The following is a 19985-nucleotide window of genomic DNA, read 5'->3' as shown; positions in this document are numbered from 1 at the left end:
GGAAGTATATAAATCAAGCGGAAAAATTTTGTTAGAGAAAATTCTTATTTTGTCATGCCCGTTTTTTTGTTATAATAAAATTAACACTTGGTACTAATAACAAATAATAAATCCAGTCGATATAGGAGGATGAATATGACGTTATCATTAAAAGGACGTACGTATGTCGTAATGGGAGTAGCCAATAAACGGAGCATTGCTTGGGGAATTGCTCGTTCACTCCATGCGGCAGGCGCGCGGCTTATTTTTACATATGCGGGCGAGCGTTTTAAAGAAGAAGTGCGCAAGCTGGTCGACACGCTTGAAGATGAGACAACGCTGCTTTTGCCTTGCGATGTAACAAGCGATGAAGAGATTGAGAAATGCTTTGCGGAAATTAAAGAAAAAGTGGGCACGATTCATGGCATTGCGCATTGCATTGCATTTGCTAATAAAGATGATCTCAGCGGAGAATATATGAATGTCAGCCGCGAAGGGTTTTTGCTCGCGCACAATATTAGCGCCTATTCCTTAACTGCTGTGGCAAGAGCGGCGAAAGACCTCATGGCAGAGGGCGGAAGTATCGTCACTTTAACGTATCTTGGCGGCGAGAGAGTTGTGCAAAACTATAACATCATGGGAGTAGCGAAAGCTTCATTAGATGCGAGCGTGAAATATTTGGCGAACGACTTAGGGAAATATGGCATTCGTGTCAACGCGATTTCCGCTGGACCGATTCGCACATTATCCGCTAAAGGCGTCAGCGATTTCAACTCCATTTTAAAAGAAATCGAAGAGCGTGCTCCTCTTCGCCGGACAACGACACAAGAAGAGGTTGGCGATGCAGCGCTGTTTTTATTTAGCGACTTGTCTCGCGGGGTAACTGGAGAAATCATCCACGTGGATTCTGGTTATCATATTTTAGCGAGATAAAAAGGAAAGCGCCACCGACATTGAGTTCTGAAGGAAAAAGTGTTCTTCCTTACTAAAGCAGCTAATGATTAGAATTCATTGGCTGCTTTTTTTCATTAAATGCACTTTTGCCTATATGGAAGCATACATTAATGTTATAGACCATCATGATGAGGAGGAACAGAGATGAAACAAGCCGTTCCGAACGAGCCGCTTCTTTATATCGTGCAGCCGAAATTAGAGCCAAAGGTATCATACATGCAGCAATCGTTTCAGGCAAAAAAATATGCCCCGCAGCGCGCTAGCAAAGGAAAGCGAGGGGAAGATGAGCAAAAGAGCATCCACTCCAAACAATTTCAAGAAATGACACTAGAAGAACAAATCCAGTTTTTAACGAAACTTCCAAACCAATTGTCAAAAATTAAATGTAAGCTCACCACAAAAAAAGGAGAGCATAAAGGATTTGTGCTGGAATATAAAAACGGGCACGTGAGATTCCAAATCGAGAAAGGGAAACAAATCAACATTCCATTCAATCAAATTATTTCCGTGTCTTTAATTGGTTTTGGCAAAGAACATTAATTGCGCCTCCAAAACGTTAACTAGCGCCTCTGTTCGTTTTTGAACTGGCAGAGGTGCTTTTATTTTAAAAAAGTAAAACGGTTTCATGTAGAGAAATGGGAGCGATCTAAGTTGTTTCCGCGATTTTTATTACCGCCTGAAAGATGCTTTAGCACCAAGGGAATCAGGGATGTATTGTGCAAAAAAATAGGTAATATCATTATATGTGTCTATACCATATCGCAAATGATGCATACCCTATTATTGGGTTAAAGCTGACCCTCATCGAACAAATTGTTACAAAAAGTGTCCATGCTCTAACATCGTTTCGTGTTGGTGTCAATAGGAACGAAATCCATAAGATATTTTTACTTGTTAATGTTTCCAATACTTACGGGATGAATAAAACAATCATAGTTGCATTGAGTATGGCTGTATGGGGGAAAATCTTTTATTTCATAGGAGGGATAATGTGGAGACGAAGATCATTGAACCTTGGATCGTCGGAGAGCTTGATGACGATTTTTTTGTACCTGACTACATTGAAGAAATCGCGCAACAAGTTCTTCGAAGTTATGATTTATCCGTTCAAAGCATGCAAATCGTTACGACAAAACCGGATAAAGGTGGGGCTATTTGGAAGCTTGAGACAAAATCAGGACCGAAAAGTTTGAAGCTTTTACACAGACGACCAACGAGAAGTTTATTTAGCTTAGGGGCGCAAGAATATTTAGTAGAGGTCAAGAAAGCGAGAGTTCCGCAAATTATAAAAACAAAAGACGGCGAAAATTATGTAGAGGCCGGGGGGAAGTTGTGGTTTGTTGCTGAATGGATTGAGCCGCTGGCACCAGTTTCAAAGGACTTAGAAGGAGCGAAACACCTTTGCTACGCTCTTGGAGAATTTCACCACTTAAGTAAAGGATATGAGCCGCCGAAACAAGCGGAAGTTGCCTCTCGGCTTCGCAAATGGCCGAAAAACTATAAAAAAGTGATAGAGAAAATGGATTGGTTTCGCACGATTGCCAACGCTTATAGAGAAATGCCGGCTAGCTCTCATTTATTGGATGTAGTTGATCAGTTTGAAGAGCAAGCAAGAAGAGCGACAGCAGAGCTTGAACAGTCAAGCTATTTTGAGTTGATCAAACATGGGAACGCCTACTGGGGACTCGTGCACCAAGATTACGGTTGGTCGAACGGGCAAATGGGAGCCGAAGGGATGTGGATTATCGACCTTGACGGTGTCGCATTTGACCTTCCGATTCGCGATTTAAGAAAACTGATTAGCGGCACAATGGCCGATCTATATTACTGGGATGCGACGTGGGTTCGGGAAATGATTAAAGCTTACCACGAAGCCAATCCAATTACGCCTGAGCTTTACGAGATTTTAATGATTGATTTAGCGATGCCAAATGAATTTTACAAGAATATAAAAGAAGTTGTATATGAGCCTGAAATATTCCTCAACGAAGAAACGACACAATTAATCCAAACGATTGTTCAAACGGATCAGACGAAGTGGCCTGTGTTGGAAGAAATAAAAAATGATTGGAAGGGAAGAAAGTAAACATGAAAATTTTAATGATTTGCACTGAAAAACTCCCTGTCCCTCCTGTATTAGGAGGAGCGATCCAAACTTATATTGCGGGCATTCTTCCCTATTTAAAGAAATCTCATGACATTACGATTTTAGGGGTTAATGATCCGTCACTACCGGATGAAGAAACGGTTGATGGTATTCGCTATGTCCGGGTGCCGGGGAAAATATTTGAGACTTATCGAGAAAATGTTGTTCGCTATGTCGAATCTAATCAATTTGATCTTATCCACATTTTTAATCGCCCGCGTCTTGTCCTCCCTGTCCGACAAGTAGCCCCGTTAGCGAAAATTACTTTAAGCATGCATAACGACATGTTCACGCCGGAAAAAATCGATCCCGAAGAAGCTGAAAGAGTGATAGCAGAAGTATCGAGAATTGTAACGGTGAGCAATTATGTTGGAGATGCTATATGTAGCTTATATCCACAAGCCGCGTCAAAAGTGCGCACCATATATTCGGGGGTGGATGCCGAGCGGTTTTTGCCGGGAAATCATCCGAAAATGCAGAAAATCCGCAACGAAATTCGCCGAGCAAACAATTTAGAAAATAAGACGGTAATTTTGTTCGCTGGAAGGCTTTCCCGCAATAAAGGGGTCGATAAATTAGTGAGGGCGCTACCTGATATTTCTAAAAAGTTCAAAGATGTGGCTCTCGTCATCATAGGAAGTAGGTGGTTTAGTCAAGAGGATGTAAATGACTATATAGCGTACGTGCGCGCTCTAGCCCAAAAGCTGCCAGTTCCGGTGGTAACGACGGGCTTTGTCGCCCCAGATGAGATTCAAAATTGGTTTGCGGCCGCTGATTTATTTGTTTGTACTTCTCAATGGCAAGAACCATTGGCGCGCGTGCACTATGAAGCGATGGCGGCAGGCCTGCCAATTGTAACAACAGCAAGGGGCGGCAACCCAGAGGTGATTGAAGCAAATGAGAACGGTCTTATCGTAGAAAACCCGGAAGATCCAAGGGACTTTGTGGAAAAGATTTCACAAATATTATCAAATAAATCACTAATGAAAAGAATGGGGGAAAAAGGAAGGGAGCTTGCTACTTCTCGATACGGATGGAGCAGAGTCGCTTCCGAGCTGCTTGATGTTTGGGAGCAAGCAGAGAGCGTCACATATGAAAAGGCAGAGGAAGCAGAAACTGTTGAATTGCAACATGATCCGGTAGTTGAACAAGTTGAATCAGTTGAGTCAGTTGAGCAAGTTGCTCCAAAAGAAGAGGTCTTGGAGCAAAATAAAAAAAGAAAAGACAAGAAAGAAAAGAAAAAGAAAAAGTTGCAACAACTCGAAAGTTTGCTGCAGCCGGCATTAGAGGAATTTCTTTCAAAGGAAGATCCCGAAACACCAACCATCGAGCACTTGTTATCGAAAAAAGGCAAAAAGAAAGCGGATTTTACCAAAAACAAAGATTTCGAACAAACAGAACAGTATGAAACAAAAGCAAGTGCCAATCGAAGAACATTCACTCTATCCTCTTCCCCTTACCATGTCTTTCCTTCCTCTAAACGTAAAAAAGGAGACGATGATAAGCCGTTTAATATATTTATTATCGGGTAGATAAAAAGGATGCCTTATCCGTTAAGAGGCATCCTTTGTTTGTTTTTTGTAAACGCTTCGCAGTAGATAGAATCAAGCCGGGCGGCCACATGCTGGAATTGAAACTGCTCTTCTACTTGTTTTCTTCCTATCTGCGCCATGTTTTGCGCTTTCTTTTGCTGCGTGAATATATAATCGATGGCTTTTGCAAAACTAGAGGGATTTTGATAATCGTCAATAACAAACCCATTGTGTAGATGATGAATAATTTCCGCGTTTCCGCCGCGGTTTGTGGTGATAACAGGAATTCCGGCTGCCATCGCTTCATAATGAACGCGGGCAAGTGGTTCGTGCCATTGTGAGCTGCAAACAAACACATCGCCGATCAGAAACAAGTGTGGAATATGTTCTGCTGGGATATAGTTCGTGAATATGACCCGGTTGTGAAGCGGCGACGATAGCTGGTGAAGTTTTCGAATATAGTCGTTTGATCCATTTTCGCTAAACCATTTCCCGCCAACGATCACTAGTATGGCGTCAGGATGTTTTGTAAGAACGTCCTTCATGCATTGAATGAGAAGATGGGGACCTTTTGTTTTGCTTAGTCTGCCGATAAATAAAATTACTTTTTCGTTAGTGATGCCAAGCTTTTGTCTTAAACGCTTGCGAATGCTCTGTCCTTCTTCCGTCCATACAGGAATGTATTTTTCTAAATCGACGCCGGAATAAACGACGCGAATTTTTTGCTCTGGCACGCGATATCGTCCGATGACTGTTTGTTTGATGTATTCGCTTACCGATGTAATAAACGTGCTTTCCTTTATCGCTTGCTCCGCTTTTTCTTGGCTGATTTTAAGCGGCGAAAACATATCGTTATGGAGGCTCAGTACGATCGCGCTTTCAGGGGAAGCTGCTTTATACTTAGGCACGTGGGCCGGGCGATTAAAAACGTGAATGACATCAAACGAACGTGTCGCTAATTCATTAGCGACATCATGCTCATACGTTTCTTTCGGAAATCGAATATATTCAATTCCATTTACTACTTCTTGCGGAGGCAAAGCAGGATCTGTGATGGAAAAAATCGTTAATTGGTGTCGTTTGGCAATAAAAGGAGCGACGCCGTCAATCATTAATTGAATCGCTCCTCCTTTGACGGCGGGGGAAGGGAGTTTTTCTGTGCAAATATAGGCAATGTTCACGGCAAATCCCTCGCATAAGCGGAACGGATATACTCAATCTCACGCCGCAAACCTTCCTGTAAAGTTACTTCTGGATGATAGTGCAAATACTGCTCCGCTAATGAAAGATCCGCCCAAGTATGTTTCGGTTCGCCGAGCGCCGAAGCGGTATACTGTCTAATCGCTTTTGTTCCTGTCAATGTTTCTAATAGTTCGATCACTTCATTGACGGACGCTCTTTCTTTTCCGCCGATGTTGATCGTTTTTCCAATGACGGCTGTATTGCCTAAGACCGAAGCCGTTGCTTTTACACAATCGGAAATATAGGTGAAATCGCGCGATTGTGTACCGTCGCCAAAAATGGTGATTGGTTGTTTTGTTAGCAATTGTTTAATAAAGCGATGAAACGACATATCCGTTCGCTGTCTCGGACCGTAAACGGTGAAATATCGCAAAATCACTGTCGGAATGTGAAAAGTTGTATGGTACACCCGGCATAGATGTTCGCCTGTCAGCTTGGTGATTCCATACGGAGAGAGCGGAGCGGGTTCCATTGTTTCGGACAGTTTTCCGTCTTTTTCTCCGTAAACAGAAGAAGTAGAAGCATAAATGAATTGTTGAATGGACGCATCTTTGCACGCCTCAAGCAGCTGTTGCGTCGAAGAAATGTTGTGAACGGCGTACGATTCAAACTCGCTTCCCCAACTCGTTCGAACACCTGGCATTCCTGCTAGATGATAGACAACATCGGCATCCTTCAACAGTTCACGTAAATTGATAGACGAAAGATCTTGCGCAATGAGGGTAAAGCGAGGATGCGAAAGAAGCGTACCGATATTCAATACTTTTAAAGGAGAAGGGGTAGGACCAATAAACCCATCAATGCCGATCACAATGTTTTGTTCATCTTCGAGCAACTTTTCACATAGATGAGAGCCAATAAATCCCGCTGCACCTGTTACGATGATTTTCATCCAGCACCAACCCCTATATATTGTAATCCACATTCTTCAATTGCTTCTCGCTGGAGGCAGTTTCTTGCATCAAGCACGATGTTGCCTTTCATCCATTTTTTTACCTCTCGCCAATCGAGCTGTTGAAATTCTGCCCAATCGGTGGCAATTACTAAACAGTCTGCACCGCAAATGGCTTCTTTGCTTGTTGCCGTTTGTGTTACGTTCGCTTGATGATCGCTGCTTAGTTTTGCCTTCGGGTCGTACGCGCGAATGATACAGCCTGTTTTGCTGAGGTGGCGGATGAACCGTTCCGCTGGAGACTCGCGGGTATCATCCGTGTTAGGTTTGAAAGCGATGCCTAAGACAGCGATGGTCTTCGTTGATAAATCATTTAATGTTTCCCGTAATTTATTGATATACACATCAATTTGTGAATCATTAACGAATTGAACTGCTTGTAAAATGTGCGGTTGAATATTTTTAAAACGCGCGGTTTGCTCTAGCGATTTTACGTCTTTTGGGAAACAAGAACCGCCGTAACCAAGACCGGCTTGCAAAAAGTGTGGCCCTATTCTCGGATCGTGTCCGATTCCTTTTGCGACATCATTTACATTTACTTTAAAAGCATCGCAAATGCGCGCAATCTCGTTGATAAATGAAATTTTAGTCGCTAAAAAAGCATTGGAAGCGTATTTAATCATTTCTGCTCCTGTTAGGCTTGTAATAATGTATGGAGCAGAGATTCCATCGTAGATCTTTTGGACAATCGGTAATGACCGATTATCATCCGAACGGAGACCGACGACGATTTTGTCAGCATGAAGCATATCGGAAATAGCAGAGCCCTCCCTTAAAAATTCCGGATTTGAAACGACAGCAAATAAATGGGGAGGAACTCCTTTTTCAATTAATCTCGCACGGATCCATTCGTTCGTCCCAGGAGGTACGGTGCTTTTTGTAATAATTGTTTTATATGAGTCGATGTAGTTTGGCAGATCGTCAGTTACGGACTGAAGATACCGTAAATCTGTTGTTCCATCTTCTAAAGATGGTGTGCCGACGCAAATGATAACAACGGAGGCGCGCTTTATGGAATGAGCGAGAGAAGTGGTAAAAGTGAGCCGATCGTTATTTTTATCGATAAGTTCTTTAAGTCCTGGTTCATAAATAGGGACATAGCCATTGTTCAACTGTTCAATTTTATAATTATTTTGATCGACGCAATCTACTTGATGTCCAAGCTCAGCGAGAACGGCTGCTGTCGTTAATCCGACGTACCCGGCACCGACGATGCATATATTCATTTGAGCACTCCTTTCCAAAAATATTATGGCAAAGCGAGTTTAGCGTGCATCACAAAATAATAGATAGCTATACTTGTGATAGTGTATGAAGGGACATTCCTCATCGGCGATACGGCAAAAGCCTATTTTATTAAGAGAAATCAGCGCTATGAATAAGGAAAACCAGGTTCACTACCTGGTTTGTTAATCTTTACTCATCCTCTTCGTCTGCATTGCTATTAATAGGGAACCCCTCTTCGTTTTCCGAAGCAGGAAAATCAATAGAAACGATATCGCTTCCTCTCAAAGTGGCAACTCGGCCGCCATCTTTGTAAAAACGATCTATTAATAATGAAACGTCTCCCGTTTCTTGATCGAATGATTGGAATAGAGCATTATAGTATGTTTCGTTATCGGTGTGTACATTAATTTCTGTTCCTGGTTGCAGAGCTTCTAGTTGCGAGAGTATGCTGTTGGCTGTTTCCGACGGTTTCGGTGATTCGAATGTTTTCGCAGCTCTGCCCATCAAGTTCGCTCTTTTTTTCAATGGCCGGTTGTGAAAAAAGACCCGATACATGCATCATCACTCCCTTACAGGTGATAGTGAAAATATCTAGTAGTAGTCATTATATGAATCATTCGGGAAACGGTTTAGACGAATGCCTAAAAGAGAGCTATTTTACACGATTTGCTCATACAATGAACCAAAAGGGGGAGATGATGATGGACCGTTTGTTTGACCTACTGTTGCTTTCGCTTGCCAGCTTTCGTTTTACGAGACTGCTTGTTTACGATGCGATTATGGCTTGGCTGAGAAAACCATTTCATGACATTGTGGAGGAGACTCTTCCGGATGGGTCGACCGAAACCTTTTTAATAGTGAAGGGAAGCGGAATCAAACATTGGATCGGTGAACTTCTTAGCTGTTATTGGTGCACGGGTGTATGGTGTGCAGCGTTTTTTTACGGTGGTTACATGCTTTTCCCATCCTTCTTTGGACCGCTTGTCCATATTTTTGCAATTGCAGGATGTGCAGCACTCATTGAAACGATCGTCAGTAAATTTTTGAATACATAAGAAGCCCCCTCTTCCCATGGGGGAAGGGGGGAAGCTAAAAGTTAATGACGATGTTATTTAATGAAGCGACTCCTTTTGGCAATTCATTGCAGTAAATGAATCCATCAATCACAGCTGAATGTATGCTGTCCGTCTTTTTTATTCTTATTTCAAAATGGGAAAATCGTATTTCTTCATTCGGCATGAGCTTTTTTATGTTGGCTGGTTTTATCCAGTATTCTCCATCGTTTTTTATTTTCTCTCTCCAGTTGTCATGGGCGAAAGTCCATTCGACTGTCGCTTCGTTTTCCACGAAGCTGTTTTCCCCCGAAAAATTTCGTTTGACGGCAATTTTTCCGCTAAGCTCTCCCGCTTTTTTAGGAGAAATGCGGATGCAGACGACCAAGTTTTGCAACGCTTCAGTACCTATATTTTGAATGATAAAATCGCCGAACACGAGCGTTTCTTCCTCTGGCGTTTCCGCTAGAAGGGTGGAATACGCAAAAAAAGCTTGTGCTTTTGTGACGGGCACGGGCTTTTTTTCTTCCTCTAAAGCGGCATATTTCGTTTTTTTTAGATGCTGAATTTGCCGCTCAGCTTCTTCAAGGGCTACTTCATAAGATAAAAGCTGTTGTTCAAGCTGGGCAATTTTTTTTTCATACGGTTCAACGTGTACCGACTCAGCTAAATGCAGCTTCTCGAGCAAATATTCATTCCGCAGCTTTTCTTTTTGAAGATCGGCTTGCAGTGCTTTTAATTGCTCTTCGTATTTAGCAATTTCTGAGCGGTAATGAATAATTTTTTGTTGCAGCTGAATCTGTTGATTCGGCGGTTTTTGTCCCATGGCACGACCCTCCTTTACAGCTATATATATGTTAAGGAAGCAAATAAATACGAATATATAAGTTTTGCGTGAAGATTCATTGAGAGATCTGTTGGGGGGAGATGTCTGCAATCACACAAGCGCACTCGTACTTTTTCTTTTTTGTCCATTCAAATAAGAAGGCAAAAGACAGCAGAAAAAAATTCGCCTTTTACTTTAAAACAAGCAAAAGGCGAAATGTAAAGGATTTTCATTTGTAAACAAAAAAGGCTGTTGGTATAGCAACAGCCTAACTCGCAAAGTGTGGTTAATGACTTGGAAATACTTCAGGACATTGAGGTGGGAAATTATTTGTTGGGCAAAGGGTTGCTTCTAAAATTTCCTCGCGCGGCTTGCAGAAACGAGCTTCGACTTCGATTTTTACGTCTGCTTCCATTTGCACTTCTAAACATAGCGTGATGGAGATATCTAATTGCTGGAAATTGTTTGTGCAAATAAGGCTTGCGTCGCACTCAAAGAAGGAGATGTGGCAGTCAAGCATCGTTCCTTCAGGGGCACATAAAATAAATGTTTGGGCAGTAGCAAATGGGATAGGATCGGATTCGCAAATAACTTGCCCGTTGGCATTTAAGATTTGCACAACAATATGTCCTTTGACGAGCACTTTGACTTTTTGTAGTGTGACTTGGTCGCCGGATGGGAGAGTCACTGTTACAGGTTGACGTCCGTTCGGCTGGGTAATTTCTTGGCAAATGAGAGCATCGTTATCTACAACCGGGTCAATTCGATTGCCTTCTTCATCTGATAAGAAGCATCTAATTGTAAGATCCTGTGGGTTCATTCCGCTTGTAGCGAGGAAATCGCAAATGCTTTCATGATCTCTTGGACATTTATCGTGTGGAAAGACATGTTCTAATTCATCATTGTTGAAGCTTCTGAGCGGCACATCGACTTGACGAGTAACCCAGTCATACACTTTGCGAGTCTTAATACATACTTTTTCTTTATGATGAGAGTGACTCATAACTCTTTCCTCCTAATTAAAAATTTTCCCCACAGTTTTGTGGGTGTTAGGACTACTGTATAGTATGAAAAAGTTGGGTAAATGTGCCGGGACAAAAGCGGAAATTTCATTTTTTTGGTCTAAAAGGAAAGATGAATGAATTTGTATGTATTAGGAGCAAATGATTTTCAAGGAGGAAAAATAGGTGAAAGCGAAACAGGCGGAAGATATCGTTTTGTTAAAGCAAAAAATTATTTATTTACAGTCGGAATTGGCAAGGTATAAATCAAAGTATGGGGATTGGAGCTTGATACAAGCAGAAAATGAGCGGTTAAAAGAAGCTTTAGAAAGAACGGAATCACAAGTAAGGGAATTAACAAAACAATTAGAAGAAATTGCGGCAGAAAATATCCTTTTAAAAGAACTTGCTTTACAAAGCGAGCAACGATATGAAGAATTGACAAAAGTGAAAAAGGAGAAGGAAGAGCTTGAACGCCAACTCGCACAATTGAAAACATACGCGACAGACGAAGGGGACGAAAGCTGGTTTTTTCATACGCTTCGCCAGCAAAACGCCATTATTAAAGGCGAACAAAGCACGACCTCGAACTCTTCGAATCCCCCTCTTTCATCTGAAGAAGATTCCAAAGAAAAATAAAAATTTGTCAGTTGCGAACCTCCTGATGCTGTCATAGTATAACAGCAACATCATATTTGGAGGTCTCAAAGAGATGAAGAACAAAAAGCCAATTATCATCAGTGGAACGAAATCATCTCCGATATATTCGTCTTCATCAAACAGAAAAAAAACCGGTGGATGTGGATGCGGAAAGTCAACGAAGAAAAAGTAAGCCAACTCGCGAGGATTATCGAAAAAGATAATCCTTTTTATGTAAAACGCCTATACCATGATCGTGACAATTGCATAGTCTAACAATGCAAAAGCTTTAAATGATAAGGAGGAAAGAAACATGTCGGAAAATAAAAAACCGCGTGTTATTCACGTCGATAAGCTGATCATTCATGCAGACGATGTCGTCATCGTTCCAAGAAGACGCATTCACGATCCATGGTTCTCTCCACGCAATGTGGATGTCGAGGGAATTGAGGAAATTCAAGAAGAAAACCAGTTAGAAGAAAACGAAGAGCAAGGAGAAAACGAAGGTAACGAAGGCAACGAAGGTCGAAGACCGTTCTCATGGATTTAAAAGGACAATGAAATGGGGAGAGGAACCAAATGGAGCGATTTAAAAATTATGGATTATGGTTGGCGATTGCTTCTTTTGTAATCATGGCTTTAAAAACATTTGGGGTTGATATCGATTTAGGCAAATATGAGGATTTGTATGAAGCACTTTTGAGCATTCTTGTGATGGCTGGAATTATTAATAACCCATCGCTTGGGCGTGGCTATTCCGACAAAGTGGAAGAAAAAAAATAAGCAAACAAACTGCCTCTAAATCAAGGGGCAGTTTTTTATTGATAAAAAATGGAATTCATATTTTTTGAATAAAAATCCATTATAACAATTGTAATCAAACTTTTAGGAGGTTTTATCAGTGACAGTTGCATCTCAAGTAAAACAAACATTAGCGGGATTAAAATCGGCTCAAGCAAGCTTCGAAACATTTGCTCTCCAAACTGAAAATCAAGCCGCAAAACAGCTTTATCAACAAGCGGCACAACAAACACAAGCGATTGTAGACATGATTAATTCTCGCGTCCAAGAAATCCAAAACGAAGAACCTCAGTATAAACAATAAAAGTCGGAGCACTTAAAAAGTGTAAGAATCAAAAGGTTGGTTAAGCACCAACCTTTTTTCAAACGAAATACATATACGGATGGGTTGATGAAATATGAGAAAAAGCGTACAAGCAATGATCATTTTCATAGTAATGATAGCGGGATGCGCACGTGAACCGGACATAAAAAGTCAATCATTACAAGGAAAAAATATGATTAAGCTCAACTCGGATGGGGCAGCTCAACTCGGTCCGGTCGACCAATCAGTTGCAAGGCAAGCGGTGGAACGTATTCGGGCGAAAAAAGAGATTCACGATGCGGTAGCGCTGAATACGAACAAGAAACTGCTTCTCGCCTACCAAATTAAACAAATGAGCCGCTTCCGCAAACAACAAATTGATCAAGAAGTAGCGAAACAACTAAAAAAGCAATTTCCTGATTATCAAATTGTCACATCAGGGGATTTGAAATTATTTTGGAAGACAAATGAATTAAGACAGCGGATGCAAAAAGACGCTATCAATGAACGAGAACTTAATCAGCAAATCGAAAAATTAAAAAAGTTAAGTGAGGAACGCACGTGATAAAGGGGTGGCGATATGGCAAACGACAAACGGAAAAATTTGACGCCCGTACAGCAGGAATATCATTTATTTGAAAAAGAAAGGGAAACGAAACGTCCAGTTCTGAGAAACTGTCTGCGTGCTTTTTTAATTGGGGGACTCATTTGTACAATCGGCCAAGCGATTTCATATTTTTATATGTACTTTTTCGATTTTACTGAGCAGACCGCTGGAAATCCCACTGTTGCTACAATGGTATTCCTTTCAATGATCTTGACTGGATTAGGGGTGTATGATCGAATTGCCCAATTTGCAGGAGCAGGAACAGCCGTACCGGTGACCGGGTTCGGAAACGCTGTCATTTCTGCAGCGATCGAACATCGCACAGAAGGGTTTGTGTTAGGTGTCGGATCGAATATGTTTAAACTTGCCGGCTCAGTCATCTTATTTGGCACATTCGCCGCTTTCATTATTGCTTTAGTTAAAACGATCGCCGTGAAATGGGGTGGTCTCTGATGCTGCAAGGCCACCGTACGTGGGTGTTTGAAAATCGCCCAGTTATTGTTGCCACAGCGGCTGTTGGCGGGCCGTTTGAAGCGAACGGGCGCATCGCTGATGATTTCGATTTATTGCATGAAGATCTTTGGCTTGGGGAAGAATCATACGAGAAAGCCCATAAAGTATTGTTGGAAGAAGCCTTTTTTAAGGCAATGGAAAAAGGCGGAGTGACGAAAGAACAAGTCGAGTTTATTATCGCCGGCGATTTAATTAATCAAATGACCCCATCTAACTTTGCAGCCAGAACGCTTGGCTCTCCATATATTGGGGTGTTCGGCGCCTGCTCAACGTCAATGGAAGGGTTAGCCTTAGGCGCCTTTATCGTCAATCACGGCGGAGCACGATATGTATTGACGGGGGCATCAAGCCATAATACAGCCGTCGAAAAACAATTCCGTTATCCGACGGAATATGGCGGACAAAAGCCGCCGACCGCTCAATGGACAGTAACAGGAGCGGGAGTCGCCCTTCTAAGCAACCAAGGACAAGGTCCGCGCGTCGTCGCCGCAACGATCGGTAAAGTCGTTGATATGGGACTGAGCGACCCATTTAATATGGGAGGGGCAATGGCTCCTGCTGCCGTTGATACGATCGAAGCGCACCTAAGGGACATGCAAATTGATAGTTCATATTACGACTTAATTGTCACCGGCGACTTAGGAAAAATTGGCCGCCAAGTGTCGCTCGATTTAATGCGTGAGCATGGCCTATCAATTGAAGAAGAGAGATATCAAGATTGCGGCTTGCTCATTTACCGGGACGATCAGCCGGTATTATCAGGGGCAAGCGGCGCGGGATGTTCAGCGACCGTCGTATATGGCCATTTGCTCAATCGTATGAAACGCGGCGAGTTCAAACGAATTCTCGTCGTCGCTACCGGTGCTTTATTATCCCCGCTTTCGTTTCAGCAAAATGAAACGATTCCATGCATTGCGCATGCGGTGGCGATCGAGTACGGAGGTGATGAAGCATGATGGGGATGTTTTTCTGGGCCTTTGTCGTTGGCGGAATCATTTGTGTCATCGGCCAAATTATGATCGATGTGTTCAAATTAACACCGGCGCATACATTAAGCATTCTCGTCGTTATCGGAGCCATTTTAGACGGATTTGGATTGTATGAGCCGCTCATCGATTTTGCCGGAGCGGGGGCCACGATTCCAATTACTAGCTTCGGAAACGCACTCGTTCACGGCGCTTTGCAGGAAGCAGACCAACACGGAATTATCGGCGTGTTAACCGGCATGTTTGAAGTCACGAGCGCCGGAATTTCGGCTGCGATTGTTTTCGGATTTATCGGCGCCCTGTTATTCCGGCCAAAAGGGTAAGGAGGAAAAAAGATGACCGTTGCTTCACAAGTGAAACAAAGTTTAGCCAGTCTCAAAAGCATCCATGCCGGACTGCAGCAAATCGCGCTTTCCTCAACCGATGACTACGCGCAGCGAACATTTCATGAAGCGGTGATGGTGACGGAAGAAATCATTGCTGATTTGAAAAAGCGCATTGGCCAGTTAGAACGGGAAGAACCACAATATCAAGGAAAGTAAGGAGCAAGATCGATGCCAATATGGTTGGAAGCATCAATCAGATCTGTTTCAATACTCATAGGGTTATTTATCATTACAAGGATTTTAGGAAAAAAGCAATTAGCGAAATTGTCTTTTTTTGAATATGTCGTTGGCATTACTGTCGGTGATATCGCCGCTGCCATATCAGTCGACCTAGGCATTAATTTAAGAGAAGGTATTCCAAGCCTTTTAATATGGTCTTTATTTCCAGTCGGAATTTCATATATTTCATTAAGAAATAAAAAGTTCCGCGATTTCGTTGAGGGAAATTCAACGGTCTTTATTAAAAATGGAAAAATTTTAGAGAATAACTTAAAGCGTGAAAAATATACAATTGATGAGTTAATGGAACAATTACGGAAAAAAGATGTATTTCGAGTGGCGGATGTCGAATTTGCTGTGCTAGAACCAAACGGTGATTTAAACGTGTTGTTAAAGAGAGAAAAACAGCCGCTTGCCGTGGGAGATGTGTTTCCAAACCCTCCAGCAGAAAAAGAGCCGCAAACGGTCATTATGGATGGAAGAATTTTGGACGAACCGCTCGCAACCGCTGGACTCAACCGCGGATGGCTCAAGATGGAGCTCGACAAGCAAGGGGTTGCCGTGGAAAACGTCTTTTTAGCACAGGTCGATTCGTATGGACAACTGACGGTCGATTTATACGACGATAAGATTCAAGTCCCACAGCCACAGGCAAAGAAGCTTCTTTTAGCGGCGCTGAAAAAAGTGCAAGCGGATTTCGAATTGTTTGCGCTTGAAACGGAAGCTACCGAGGCAAAGCAAATGTATGAGAGAAACGCTAAAAAAATCAGCGATATGCTAGCAAAAATAGAGCCGTTGCTAAAAAATTAAAGGAGGGGCAGCGCCTATGGAGAAAAGAACAACAAGAACGACCGATGAAGACATTCGAATTTCATTAAAGAAAAAAGAGCCCGAAAAGCCGATCCACACTACTGACGAGGAAATAACGATCGAGTGGGTATATAAAGACCATCGCATTACACACCACCCGAAAGATTATGAAGAAATTGAATATTAACAGGCAGAAAGGGACGTCCGTTTTTCGGACGCCCTTTTTTAGTTGGCATTACAACGACTGTAAAAACGTTCTTACTTCTTCTGGAGTTTTGGCGTTGGCGCTATGGAGATGGGCAATTTTTTCTCCTTTTTGAAACACAAGTAAACTTGGAATGCCCATCACTTGATATTTTTCCGCAAGCTCTGGAACATGATCACGATTTATTTGAAACCAATCATATTCTGAATACTCTTTTATAATATCTTCGATAAACATATCCATCCGCACGCAATCAGGACACCATGTTGTGTAAAATTTGACGATGATCGGTTGTTCTCCTGATACGACCTCAAGAAATTGTTCTGCTGTTTGTAGTTCCTTCAATTGAAATTCCTCCTTAAGTTATGAAATCATACGTTTTTACTTTATCACATTTTTTCAAAAAAAGAACGGAGATGCCTTAGCACATCATCCGCCTTTTGGCATAAACAGATGATAGAAAGGCGGTGAACTGATGACGAAGAAATTTGAAAAGTCATTAGAAGATTTTGCGAAATCAAAACATCAAGGACACGACCAATTCATCGGGCGCTTCGAAAAATGGGGCAAAGATTTTGAGCAAAAAATGAAAGAGATCGAAAAAATGAACGACCAGTTTTTCAAAGAAGTCGAAGGAAATCTCGGCTATATCAATAGCTGGTTTGGCAAAAAAGAAAAGCAAATGGAGCAAATTTTACGCATTTTTAAATAGCAACCGCCCAGACCGTTTCGAAAGTAGATGCATACGATAACACTACAAACGTGCAAGGAGGTGCAATGCAATGTTTGGATATTGTGGATATGGTGGTTACGGATACGGAGGTTACGGTTACGGTTCTACGTTCGTGTTGATCGTCGTGTTGTTTATTTTATTAATTATTGTTGGCGCGGCGTTCGTAGGCTAATGAACCAAAAGGTACGGGCTGTTTGTAAAAAGGACAGCTCGTACTTTTTCATTGAATCGATGCACTTCTTATTTATTTTTTCATACGATGTAACATGGAGAGGGAGGATGAAACGATGGATAATCAATTTTTTAAGAATGTTGAAAAGAAAACGGGCGTCAATATGAAAGATATTCTCGAACTTGCTAATTCGCTGCAAAATGCGAATTTCAAAGACGAACAAACGGTTCGCAGCGTCGTGAAACGGGTGGCGCAAATTGCTAATCGAAAAGTGCCGAAAGAGCTGGAAGATCAAATTGTAAAAATGATCATTCAAAACGGAAAACAAATCGATTTTAACACGATTGCCAATATGCTTAACAATAAGAAATAAAAACGAGGGAGTCTCTGTTATTGAGCTCCCTCTGCTGTTGGATTTATAAACTCTTGAAGAAATCTGGACGGTTGAACCGCCTTCATTCGCCTTCGTGACGGAACGGAGAAAAAGAGAGAATGTTTGGCCCTTGTCATGGCAACGTATAGGAGGCGCCGCTCTTCTTCTAAAGGAAGCGGGTCGCCATTGCGTTTGGCTTCGATGGCATAATCATGGGGAACGCTTCCTTCTACCGCACTTAGCACGTAGACATAATTGTATTCCAACCCTTTAGCGCGATGGATCGTCGAAAGCTGAATGGCATCGACCGATGAAGGAAATTGCCCATTGTCTTTGGCCGCTTGGATCATTTCATCGGCGTGATTAAGAAAGGCATGAACCGTTTTAAATTTTTTAGCTATGACTTTCACATCGCGCACATCATCGGTTCCTCGTTCCATCATATTTCCTTCATTGCCTCTTTTTTTAACAAACTCGGAAAAACCCATTTCTGATTCAATGATTTCGATGGCTTCAAGCGGTTTTAATTTAGAAAGCTGCCGAAATAGCGGTATGATCGCTTTTAGTTTTTTTTGTTGGAACGCAAGCAACCCTTGCAATTTTCCTAGCGCTTGGACAAGCGAGCAATCTTCGAGAATACTGATTGCCTTTAGATCTTGCAGACAGGACTGTTTTAGAAACAGTGAAACAAGTAAATCGTTCATCGCTTCTTCGTCGTTTGGATCTAGGCTTAGCCGCAAATAAGCGAGCAGCGAGCGGACAAAGCGACGCTGATAAAACGATTCTCCGCTTTGTTCGATTACAAAAGGCAGCTTTGCCTGTGCGAGTCGCTCAAAAATGGCGCGTGATGCCGCATGGGTGCGGTATAAAATCGCAAACTCGGAAGGCTGCGCTCCGTGTTGCAGACGTTCCTTTATATCCTCGACGATCATCGTCGCTTCTTCTTCCTCGTCATAGGGAAAAAAGAACAGCGGGGTTTCGCTGGCGGCTCGCTGGGCGTTCATCTGTTTTTTGTGCCGAAATCGATTGCGTGAAATTACTGCGTTCGCCATCGCGACAATGTTGTGGGATGAACGGTAATTTTCCGACAAAGTGACGATGCGCGCATCTGGATAGCGCTGCTTAAATTCAAGAATGAAAGAAGGATCCGAACCGCGAAACGAATAAATCGATTGATCATCATCGCCGACCGCGCAAAGGTTGCGGGTATGGGCGCACATCATGTTGATGATATCGTATTGCACTTGATTGATATCTTGAAATTCATCGATTAAAAAGTAGCGAAACCGCTCTTGGTAGCGCGCTAGCAATGACGGCTGTTCAAGCAACATCTCATAGCAGCCGATGAGCATATCGTCAAAATCAAAGAGTCGTTGCTCGCGTTTCATTTCTTCGTATCTTTTATATAAATAGGCGACTCGCTCTTCCCATTGGCTGCTCGCCTGGACCTTTTCAGCAGGGACGAGCGTATTTTTCCAATAAGAAATTTGCTGAAGCGCTTGATCGTAGGCAAATTGCCGCTCATCCAAATCAAGTTCGCGCCCGGCTTCTTTAATCATTTGTTCGCGTCGCCATTCCGATTTTAACAGTCGATCAATGCGCCAACGTTCCGGAGCGAAGTGGGCGACCATTCGATAAAAGATGCTGTGAAATGTGCCGACCACAAGCTTAGAAACAAAAGCGCGATTGATATTTGGGTATGAAAGGAGCCGCTCTTTCATTTCATTGGCTGCTTTTGTTGTAAATGTCACAAGCATCATCGAAGAAGGAGAAATGTTTTGTTCGGCCATCATATAAGCGGTACGGGCGGTCAGCACGCGCGTCTTGCCGCTTCCTGCTCCGGCTAATACGAGAAGCGGTCCCTCTGTCGCCTGCACCGCCTGCCATTGCGCCGCGTCCAACCGAATATTAGCTTTTAAAAGAGTTTGTATATAACCAGCTTCATCGCAAGCCCTTTCTGTCTTTCTTTCTAGAAAAGGGGAAGAGGGTTGGTAGAAAATAGGCTCATTCCACTCTGGATGGTTGGCTAACGTGTCTTCGGTAGAAAAGAAACAATTTTCCTTATTCTCATGATAAAAATGCGGCGGCTGTTGAATACCTAAATAAAGCTTGACCGGTTCGCCGCATGCCGCGCAAGTAATATGACCGCGCAGCGCCGCTCCGTATGCGGCCTCATATTTTTCTCTCGGAAATGATGAAAGGCGGATAAGTTTTCCTTTGTATTTTGCACTGTCCATACCGAAAGCTCCCCTGTTTCGTTTGCAAACATCACTGTCCATGATAACACAGGATGAACAGACGAACCAATAACGTTTTGCGAAGGGGG

The 19985-nt window shown here is 42.5% G+C and carries 27 protein-coding genes; 19 read left to right on the top strand and 8 right to left on the bottom strand.

The window, feature by feature from the left end; translation table 11 throughout:
- Nucleotides 1-135: 135 nt before the first annotated feature.
- From fabI to N667_RS18360, 4 genes are all read left to right on the top strand, one after another.
- Entirely contained in the window at nt 136-912 is a 777-nt protein-coding gene (fabI, locus tag N667_RS0106935) for an enoyl-ACP reductase FabI (RefSeq protein ID WP_027408904.1), read from the top strand.
- Nucleotides 913-1077: 165 nt separating this feature from the next.
- Entirely contained in the window at nt 1078-1473 is a 396-nt protein-coding gene (locus N667_RS0106930) for a CotO family spore coat protein (protein ID WP_027408903.1), read from the top strand.
- Between the two features lie 451 nt (nt 1474-1924).
- A complete protein-coding gene (locus tag N667_RS0106925) occupies nt 1925-3019 on the top strand; it encodes a CotS family spore coat protein (protein WP_027408902.1) in 1095 nt (364 codons plus the stop codon).
- Nucleotides 3020-3021: 2 nt separating this feature from the next.
- Nucleotides 3022-4611, top strand: coding sequence for a glycosyltransferase family 4 protein (locus N667_RS18360; RefSeq protein WP_084278960.1), 1590 nt, complete (start codon nt 3022-3024; stop codon nt 4609-4611).
- 14 nt (nt 4612-4625) lie between these two features.
- Here N667_RS18360 and N667_RS0106915 read toward each other — a convergent pair whose 3' ends face one another.
- From N667_RS0106915 to N667_RS0106900, 4 genes are all read right to left on the bottom strand, one after another.
- Nucleotides 4626-5792, bottom strand: a complete 1167-nt coding sequence (locus N667_RS0106915; protein WP_027408901.1) for a glycosyltransferase family 4 protein — start codon at nt 5790-5792, stop codon at nt 4626-4628.
- On the bottom strand, nt 5789-6745 hold the full coding sequence (locus tag N667_RS0106910; protein ID WP_027408900.1) for an NAD-dependent epimerase/dehydratase family protein: 957 nt from the start codon (nt 6743-6745) through the stop codon (nt 5789-5791). The genes N667_RS0106915 and N667_RS0106910 overlap by 4 nt, the downstream gene beginning before the upstream one ends.
- On the bottom strand, nt 6742-8031 hold the full coding sequence (locus N667_RS0106905) for a UDP-glucose dehydrogenase family protein (protein ID WP_027408899.1): 1290 nt from the start codon (nt 8029-8031) through the stop codon (nt 6742-6744). The genes N667_RS0106910 and N667_RS0106905 overlap by 4 nt, the downstream gene beginning before the upstream one ends.
- Nucleotides 8032-8221: 190 nt before the next feature.
- Nucleotides 8222-8587 carry a hypothetical protein gene (locus N667_RS0106900; protein WP_027408898.1) on the bottom strand — a complete coding sequence of 122 codons (366 nt, stop codon included), beginning with the start codon at nt 8585-8587 and terminating at the stop codon, nt 8222-8224.
- 146 nt (nt 8588-8733) lie between these two features.
- Between N667_RS0106900 and N667_RS0106895 the strand changes: the two genes are divergently transcribed.
- Nucleotides 8734-9087 carry a DUF1360 domain-containing protein gene (locus N667_RS0106895; RefSeq protein WP_027408897.1) on the top strand — a complete coding sequence of 118 codons (354 nt, stop codon included), beginning with the start codon at nt 8734-8736 and terminating at the stop codon, nt 9085-9087.
- 34 nt (nt 9088-9121) lie between these two features.
- Here N667_RS0106895 and N667_RS0106890 read toward each other — a convergent pair whose 3' ends face one another.
- Nucleotides 9122-9910, bottom strand: coding sequence for a hypothetical protein (locus N667_RS0106890; protein WP_027408896.1), 789 nt, complete (start codon nt 9908-9910; stop codon nt 9122-9124).
- Nucleotides 9911-10196: 286 nt separating this feature from the next.
- Nucleotides 10197-10913, bottom strand: coding sequence for a hypothetical protein (locus tag N667_RS0106885; protein ID WP_027408895.1), 717 nt, complete (start codon nt 10911-10913; stop codon nt 10197-10199).
- Between the two features lie 184 nt (nt 10914-11097).
- Between N667_RS0106885 and N667_RS19965 the strand changes: the two genes are divergently transcribed.
- The 11 genes from N667_RS19965 (at nt 11098) to N667_RS19960 (ending at nt 16363) form a co-directional block, all read left to right on the top strand.
- Entirely contained in the window at nt 11098-11550 is a 453-nt protein-coding gene (locus N667_RS19965; protein WP_198020524.1) for a hypothetical protein, read from the top strand.
- Between the two features lie 313 nt (nt 11551-11863).
- Nucleotides 11864-12100 carry a hypothetical protein gene (locus N667_RS0106870; RefSeq protein WP_027408894.1) on the top strand — a complete coding sequence of 79 codons (237 nt, stop codon included), beginning with the start codon at nt 11864-11866 and terminating at the stop codon, nt 12098-12100.
- Between the two features lie 29 nt (nt 12101-12129).
- Nucleotides 12130-12333 carry a hypothetical protein gene (locus N667_RS0106865; RefSeq protein ID WP_027408893.1) on the top strand — a complete coding sequence of 68 codons (204 nt, stop codon included), beginning with the start codon at nt 12130-12132 and terminating at the stop codon, nt 12331-12333.
- Nucleotides 12334-12451: 118 nt separating this feature from the next.
- Nucleotides 12452-12655 carry a DUF1657 domain-containing protein gene (locus tag N667_RS0106860; RefSeq protein WP_027408892.1) on the top strand — a complete coding sequence of 68 codons (204 nt, stop codon included), beginning with the start codon at nt 12452-12454 and terminating at the stop codon, nt 12653-12655.
- A 94-nt stretch (nt 12656-12749) separates the two neighbouring features.
- A complete protein-coding gene (locus N667_RS0106855) occupies nt 12750-13220 on the top strand; it encodes a YhcN/YlaJ family sporulation lipoprotein (RefSeq protein WP_027408891.1) in 471 nt (156 codons plus the stop codon).
- 15 nt (nt 13221-13235) lie between these two features.
- A complete protein-coding gene (gene spoVAC, locus N667_RS0106850; protein ID WP_027408890.1) occupies nt 13236-13715 on the top strand; it encodes a stage V sporulation protein AC in 480 nt (159 codons plus the stop codon).
- Nucleotides 13715-14731 (top strand): stage V sporulation protein AD, encoded by a 1017-nt coding sequence (spoVAD, locus tag N667_RS0106845; protein WP_027408889.1) that lies wholly within the window; start codon nt 13715-13717, stop codon nt 14729-14731. Before spoVAC ends, spoVAD begins: the two co-directional genes overlap by 1 nt.
- The gene (spoVAE, locus tag N667_RS0106840) at nt 14728-15084 is read left to right on the top strand and encodes a stage V sporulation protein AE (RefSeq protein ID WP_027408888.1); all 357 of its coding nucleotides are present in this window, start codon (nt 14728-14730) and stop codon (nt 15082-15084) included. The genes spoVAD and spoVAE overlap by 4 nt, the downstream gene beginning before the upstream one ends.
- A 12-nt stretch (nt 15085-15096) precedes the next feature.
- Nucleotides 15097-15303, top strand: coding sequence for a DUF1657 domain-containing protein (locus tag N667_RS0106835; protein ID WP_027408887.1), 207 nt, complete (start codon nt 15097-15099; stop codon nt 15301-15303).
- Nucleotides 15304-15315: 12 nt separating this feature from the next.
- Entirely contained in the window at nt 15316-16176 is an 861-nt protein-coding gene (locus N667_RS0106830; protein WP_027408886.1) for a DUF421 domain-containing protein, read from the top strand.
- Nucleotides 16177-16192: 16 nt separating this feature from the next.
- Nucleotides 16193-16363 (top strand): hypothetical protein, encoded by a 171-nt coding sequence (locus tag N667_RS19960; protein ID WP_198020523.1) that lies wholly within the window; start codon nt 16193-16195, stop codon nt 16361-16363.
- A gap of 48 nt (nt 16364-16411) precedes the next feature.
- Here N667_RS19960 and N667_RS0106820 read toward each other — a convergent pair whose 3' ends face one another.
- A complete protein-coding gene (locus N667_RS0106820; RefSeq protein ID WP_027408885.1) occupies nt 16412-16726 on the bottom strand; it encodes a thioredoxin family protein in 315 nt (104 codons plus the stop codon).
- Nucleotides 16727-16856: 130 nt separating this feature from the next.
- Between N667_RS0106820 and N667_RS0106815 the strand changes: the two genes are divergently transcribed.
- The 3 genes from N667_RS0106815 (at nt 16857) to N667_RS0106805 (ending at nt 17659) form a co-directional block, all read left to right on the top strand.
- On the top strand, nt 16857-17093 hold the full coding sequence (locus tag N667_RS0106815; RefSeq protein ID WP_027408884.1) for a hypothetical protein: 237 nt from the start codon (nt 16857-16859) through the stop codon (nt 17091-17093).
- A gap of 70 nt (nt 17094-17163) precedes the next feature.
- Entirely contained in the window at nt 17164-17286 is a 123-nt protein-coding gene (locus N667_RS19360; RefSeq protein WP_084278957.1) for a YjcZ family sporulation protein, read from the top strand.
- Nucleotides 17287-17401: 115 nt separating this feature from the next.
- Nucleotides 17402-17659 (top strand): stage VI sporulation protein F, encoded by a 258-nt coding sequence (locus tag N667_RS0106805; protein WP_027408883.1) that lies wholly within the window; start codon nt 17402-17404, stop codon nt 17657-17659.
- 17 nt (nt 17660-17676) lie between these two features.
- On the opposite strand, the gene N667_RS0106800 is transcribed toward N667_RS0106805, so the two are convergent.
- The gene (locus N667_RS0106800; protein ID WP_027408882.1) at nt 17677-19896 is read right to left on the bottom strand and encodes a competence protein CoiA family protein; all 2220 of its coding nucleotides are present in this window, start codon (nt 19894-19896) and stop codon (nt 17677-17679) included.
- Between the last annotated feature and the right edge of the window lie 89 nt (nt 19897-19985).

Source organism: Anoxybacillus tepidamans PS2, assembly GCF_000620165.1.
Classification (GTDB): Bacteria; Bacillota; Bacilli; order Bacillales; family Anoxybacillaceae; genus Anoxybacteroides; species Anoxybacteroides tepidamans_A.
Note: the sequence above shows the minus strand (reverse complement) of the source record. Positions and strands in the feature narration are given on the sequence as shown.

Excerpts from the sequence above, each read along its gene's own strand:
- fabI (WP_027408904.1), top strand. The coding sequence starts at position 136 with ATGACGTTATCATTAAAAGGACGTACGTATGTCGTAATGGGAGTAGCC.
- N667_RS0106930 (WP_027408903.1), top strand. The coding sequence starts at position 1,078 with ATGAAACAAGCCGTTCCGAACGAGCCGCTTCTTTATATCGTGCAGCCG.
- N667_RS18360 (WP_084278960.1), top strand. The coding sequence starts at position 3,022 with ATGAAAATTTTAATGATTTGCACTGAAAAACTCCCTGTCCCTCCTGTA.
- N667_RS0106910 (WP_027408900.1), bottom strand. The coding sequence starts at position 6,745 with ATGAAAATCATCGTAACAGGTGCAGCGGGATTTATTGGCTCTCATCTA.
- N667_RS0106905 (WP_027408899.1), bottom strand. The coding sequence starts at position 8,031 with ATGAATATATGCATCGTCGGTGCCGGGTACGTCGGATTAACGACAGCA.
- N667_RS0106900 (WP_027408898.1), bottom strand. The coding sequence starts at position 8,587 with ATGTATCGGGTCTTTTTTCACAACCGGCCATTGAAAAAAAGAGCGAAC.
- N667_RS0106895 (WP_027408897.1), top strand. The coding sequence starts at position 8,734 with ATGGACCGTTTGTTTGACCTACTGTTGCTTTCGCTTGCCAGCTTTCGT.
- N667_RS0106890 (WP_027408896.1), bottom strand. The coding sequence starts at position 9,910 with ATGGGACAAAAACCGCCGAATCAACAGATTCAGCTGCAACAAAAAATT.
- N667_RS0106885 (WP_027408895.1), bottom strand. The coding sequence starts at position 10,913 with ATGAGTCACTCTCATCATAAAGAAAAAGTATGTATTAAGACTCGCAAA.
- N667_RS0106870 (WP_027408894.1), top strand. The coding sequence starts at position 11,864 with ATGTCGGAAAATAAAAAACCGCGTGTTATTCACGTCGATAAGCTGATC.
- N667_RS0106865 (WP_027408893.1), top strand. The coding sequence starts at position 12,130 with ATGGAGCGATTTAAAAATTATGGATTATGGTTGGCGATTGCTTCTTTT.
- N667_RS0106855 (WP_027408891.1), top strand. The coding sequence starts at position 12,750 with ATGAGAAAAAGCGTACAAGCAATGATCATTTTCATAGTAATGATAGCG.
- spoVAC (WP_027408890.1), top strand. The coding sequence starts at position 13,236 with ATGGCAAACGACAAACGGAAAAATTTGACGCCCGTACAGCAGGAATAT.
- spoVAD (WP_027408889.1), top strand. The coding sequence starts at position 13,715 with ATGCTGCAAGGCCACCGTACGTGGGTGTTTGAAAATCGCCCAGTTATT.
- spoVAE (WP_027408888.1), top strand. The coding sequence starts at position 14,728 with ATGATGGGGATGTTTTTCTGGGCCTTTGTCGTTGGCGGAATCATTTGT.
- N667_RS0106835 (WP_027408887.1), top strand. The coding sequence starts at position 15,097 with ATGACCGTTGCTTCACAAGTGAAACAAAGTTTAGCCAGTCTCAAAAGC.
- N667_RS0106830 (WP_027408886.1), top strand. The coding sequence starts at position 15,316 with ATGCCAATATGGTTGGAAGCATCAATCAGATCTGTTTCAATACTCATA.
- N667_RS19960 (WP_198020523.1), top strand. The coding sequence starts at position 16,193 with ATGGAGAAAAGAACAACAAGAACGACCGATGAAGACATTCGAATTTCA.
- N667_RS0106815 (WP_027408884.1), top strand. The coding sequence starts at position 16,857 with ATGACGAAGAAATTTGAAAAGTCATTAGAAGATTTTGCGAAATCAAAA.
- N667_RS19360 (WP_084278957.1), top strand. The coding sequence starts at position 17,164 with ATGTTTGGATATTGTGGATATGGTGGTTACGGATACGGAGGTTACGGT.
- N667_RS0106805 (WP_027408883.1), top strand. The coding sequence starts at position 17,402 with ATGGATAATCAATTTTTTAAGAATGTTGAAAAGAAAACGGGCGTCAAT.
- N667_RS0106800 (WP_027408882.1), bottom strand. The coding sequence starts at position 19,896 with ATGGACAGTGCAAAATACAAAGGAAAACTTATCCGCCTTTCATCATTT.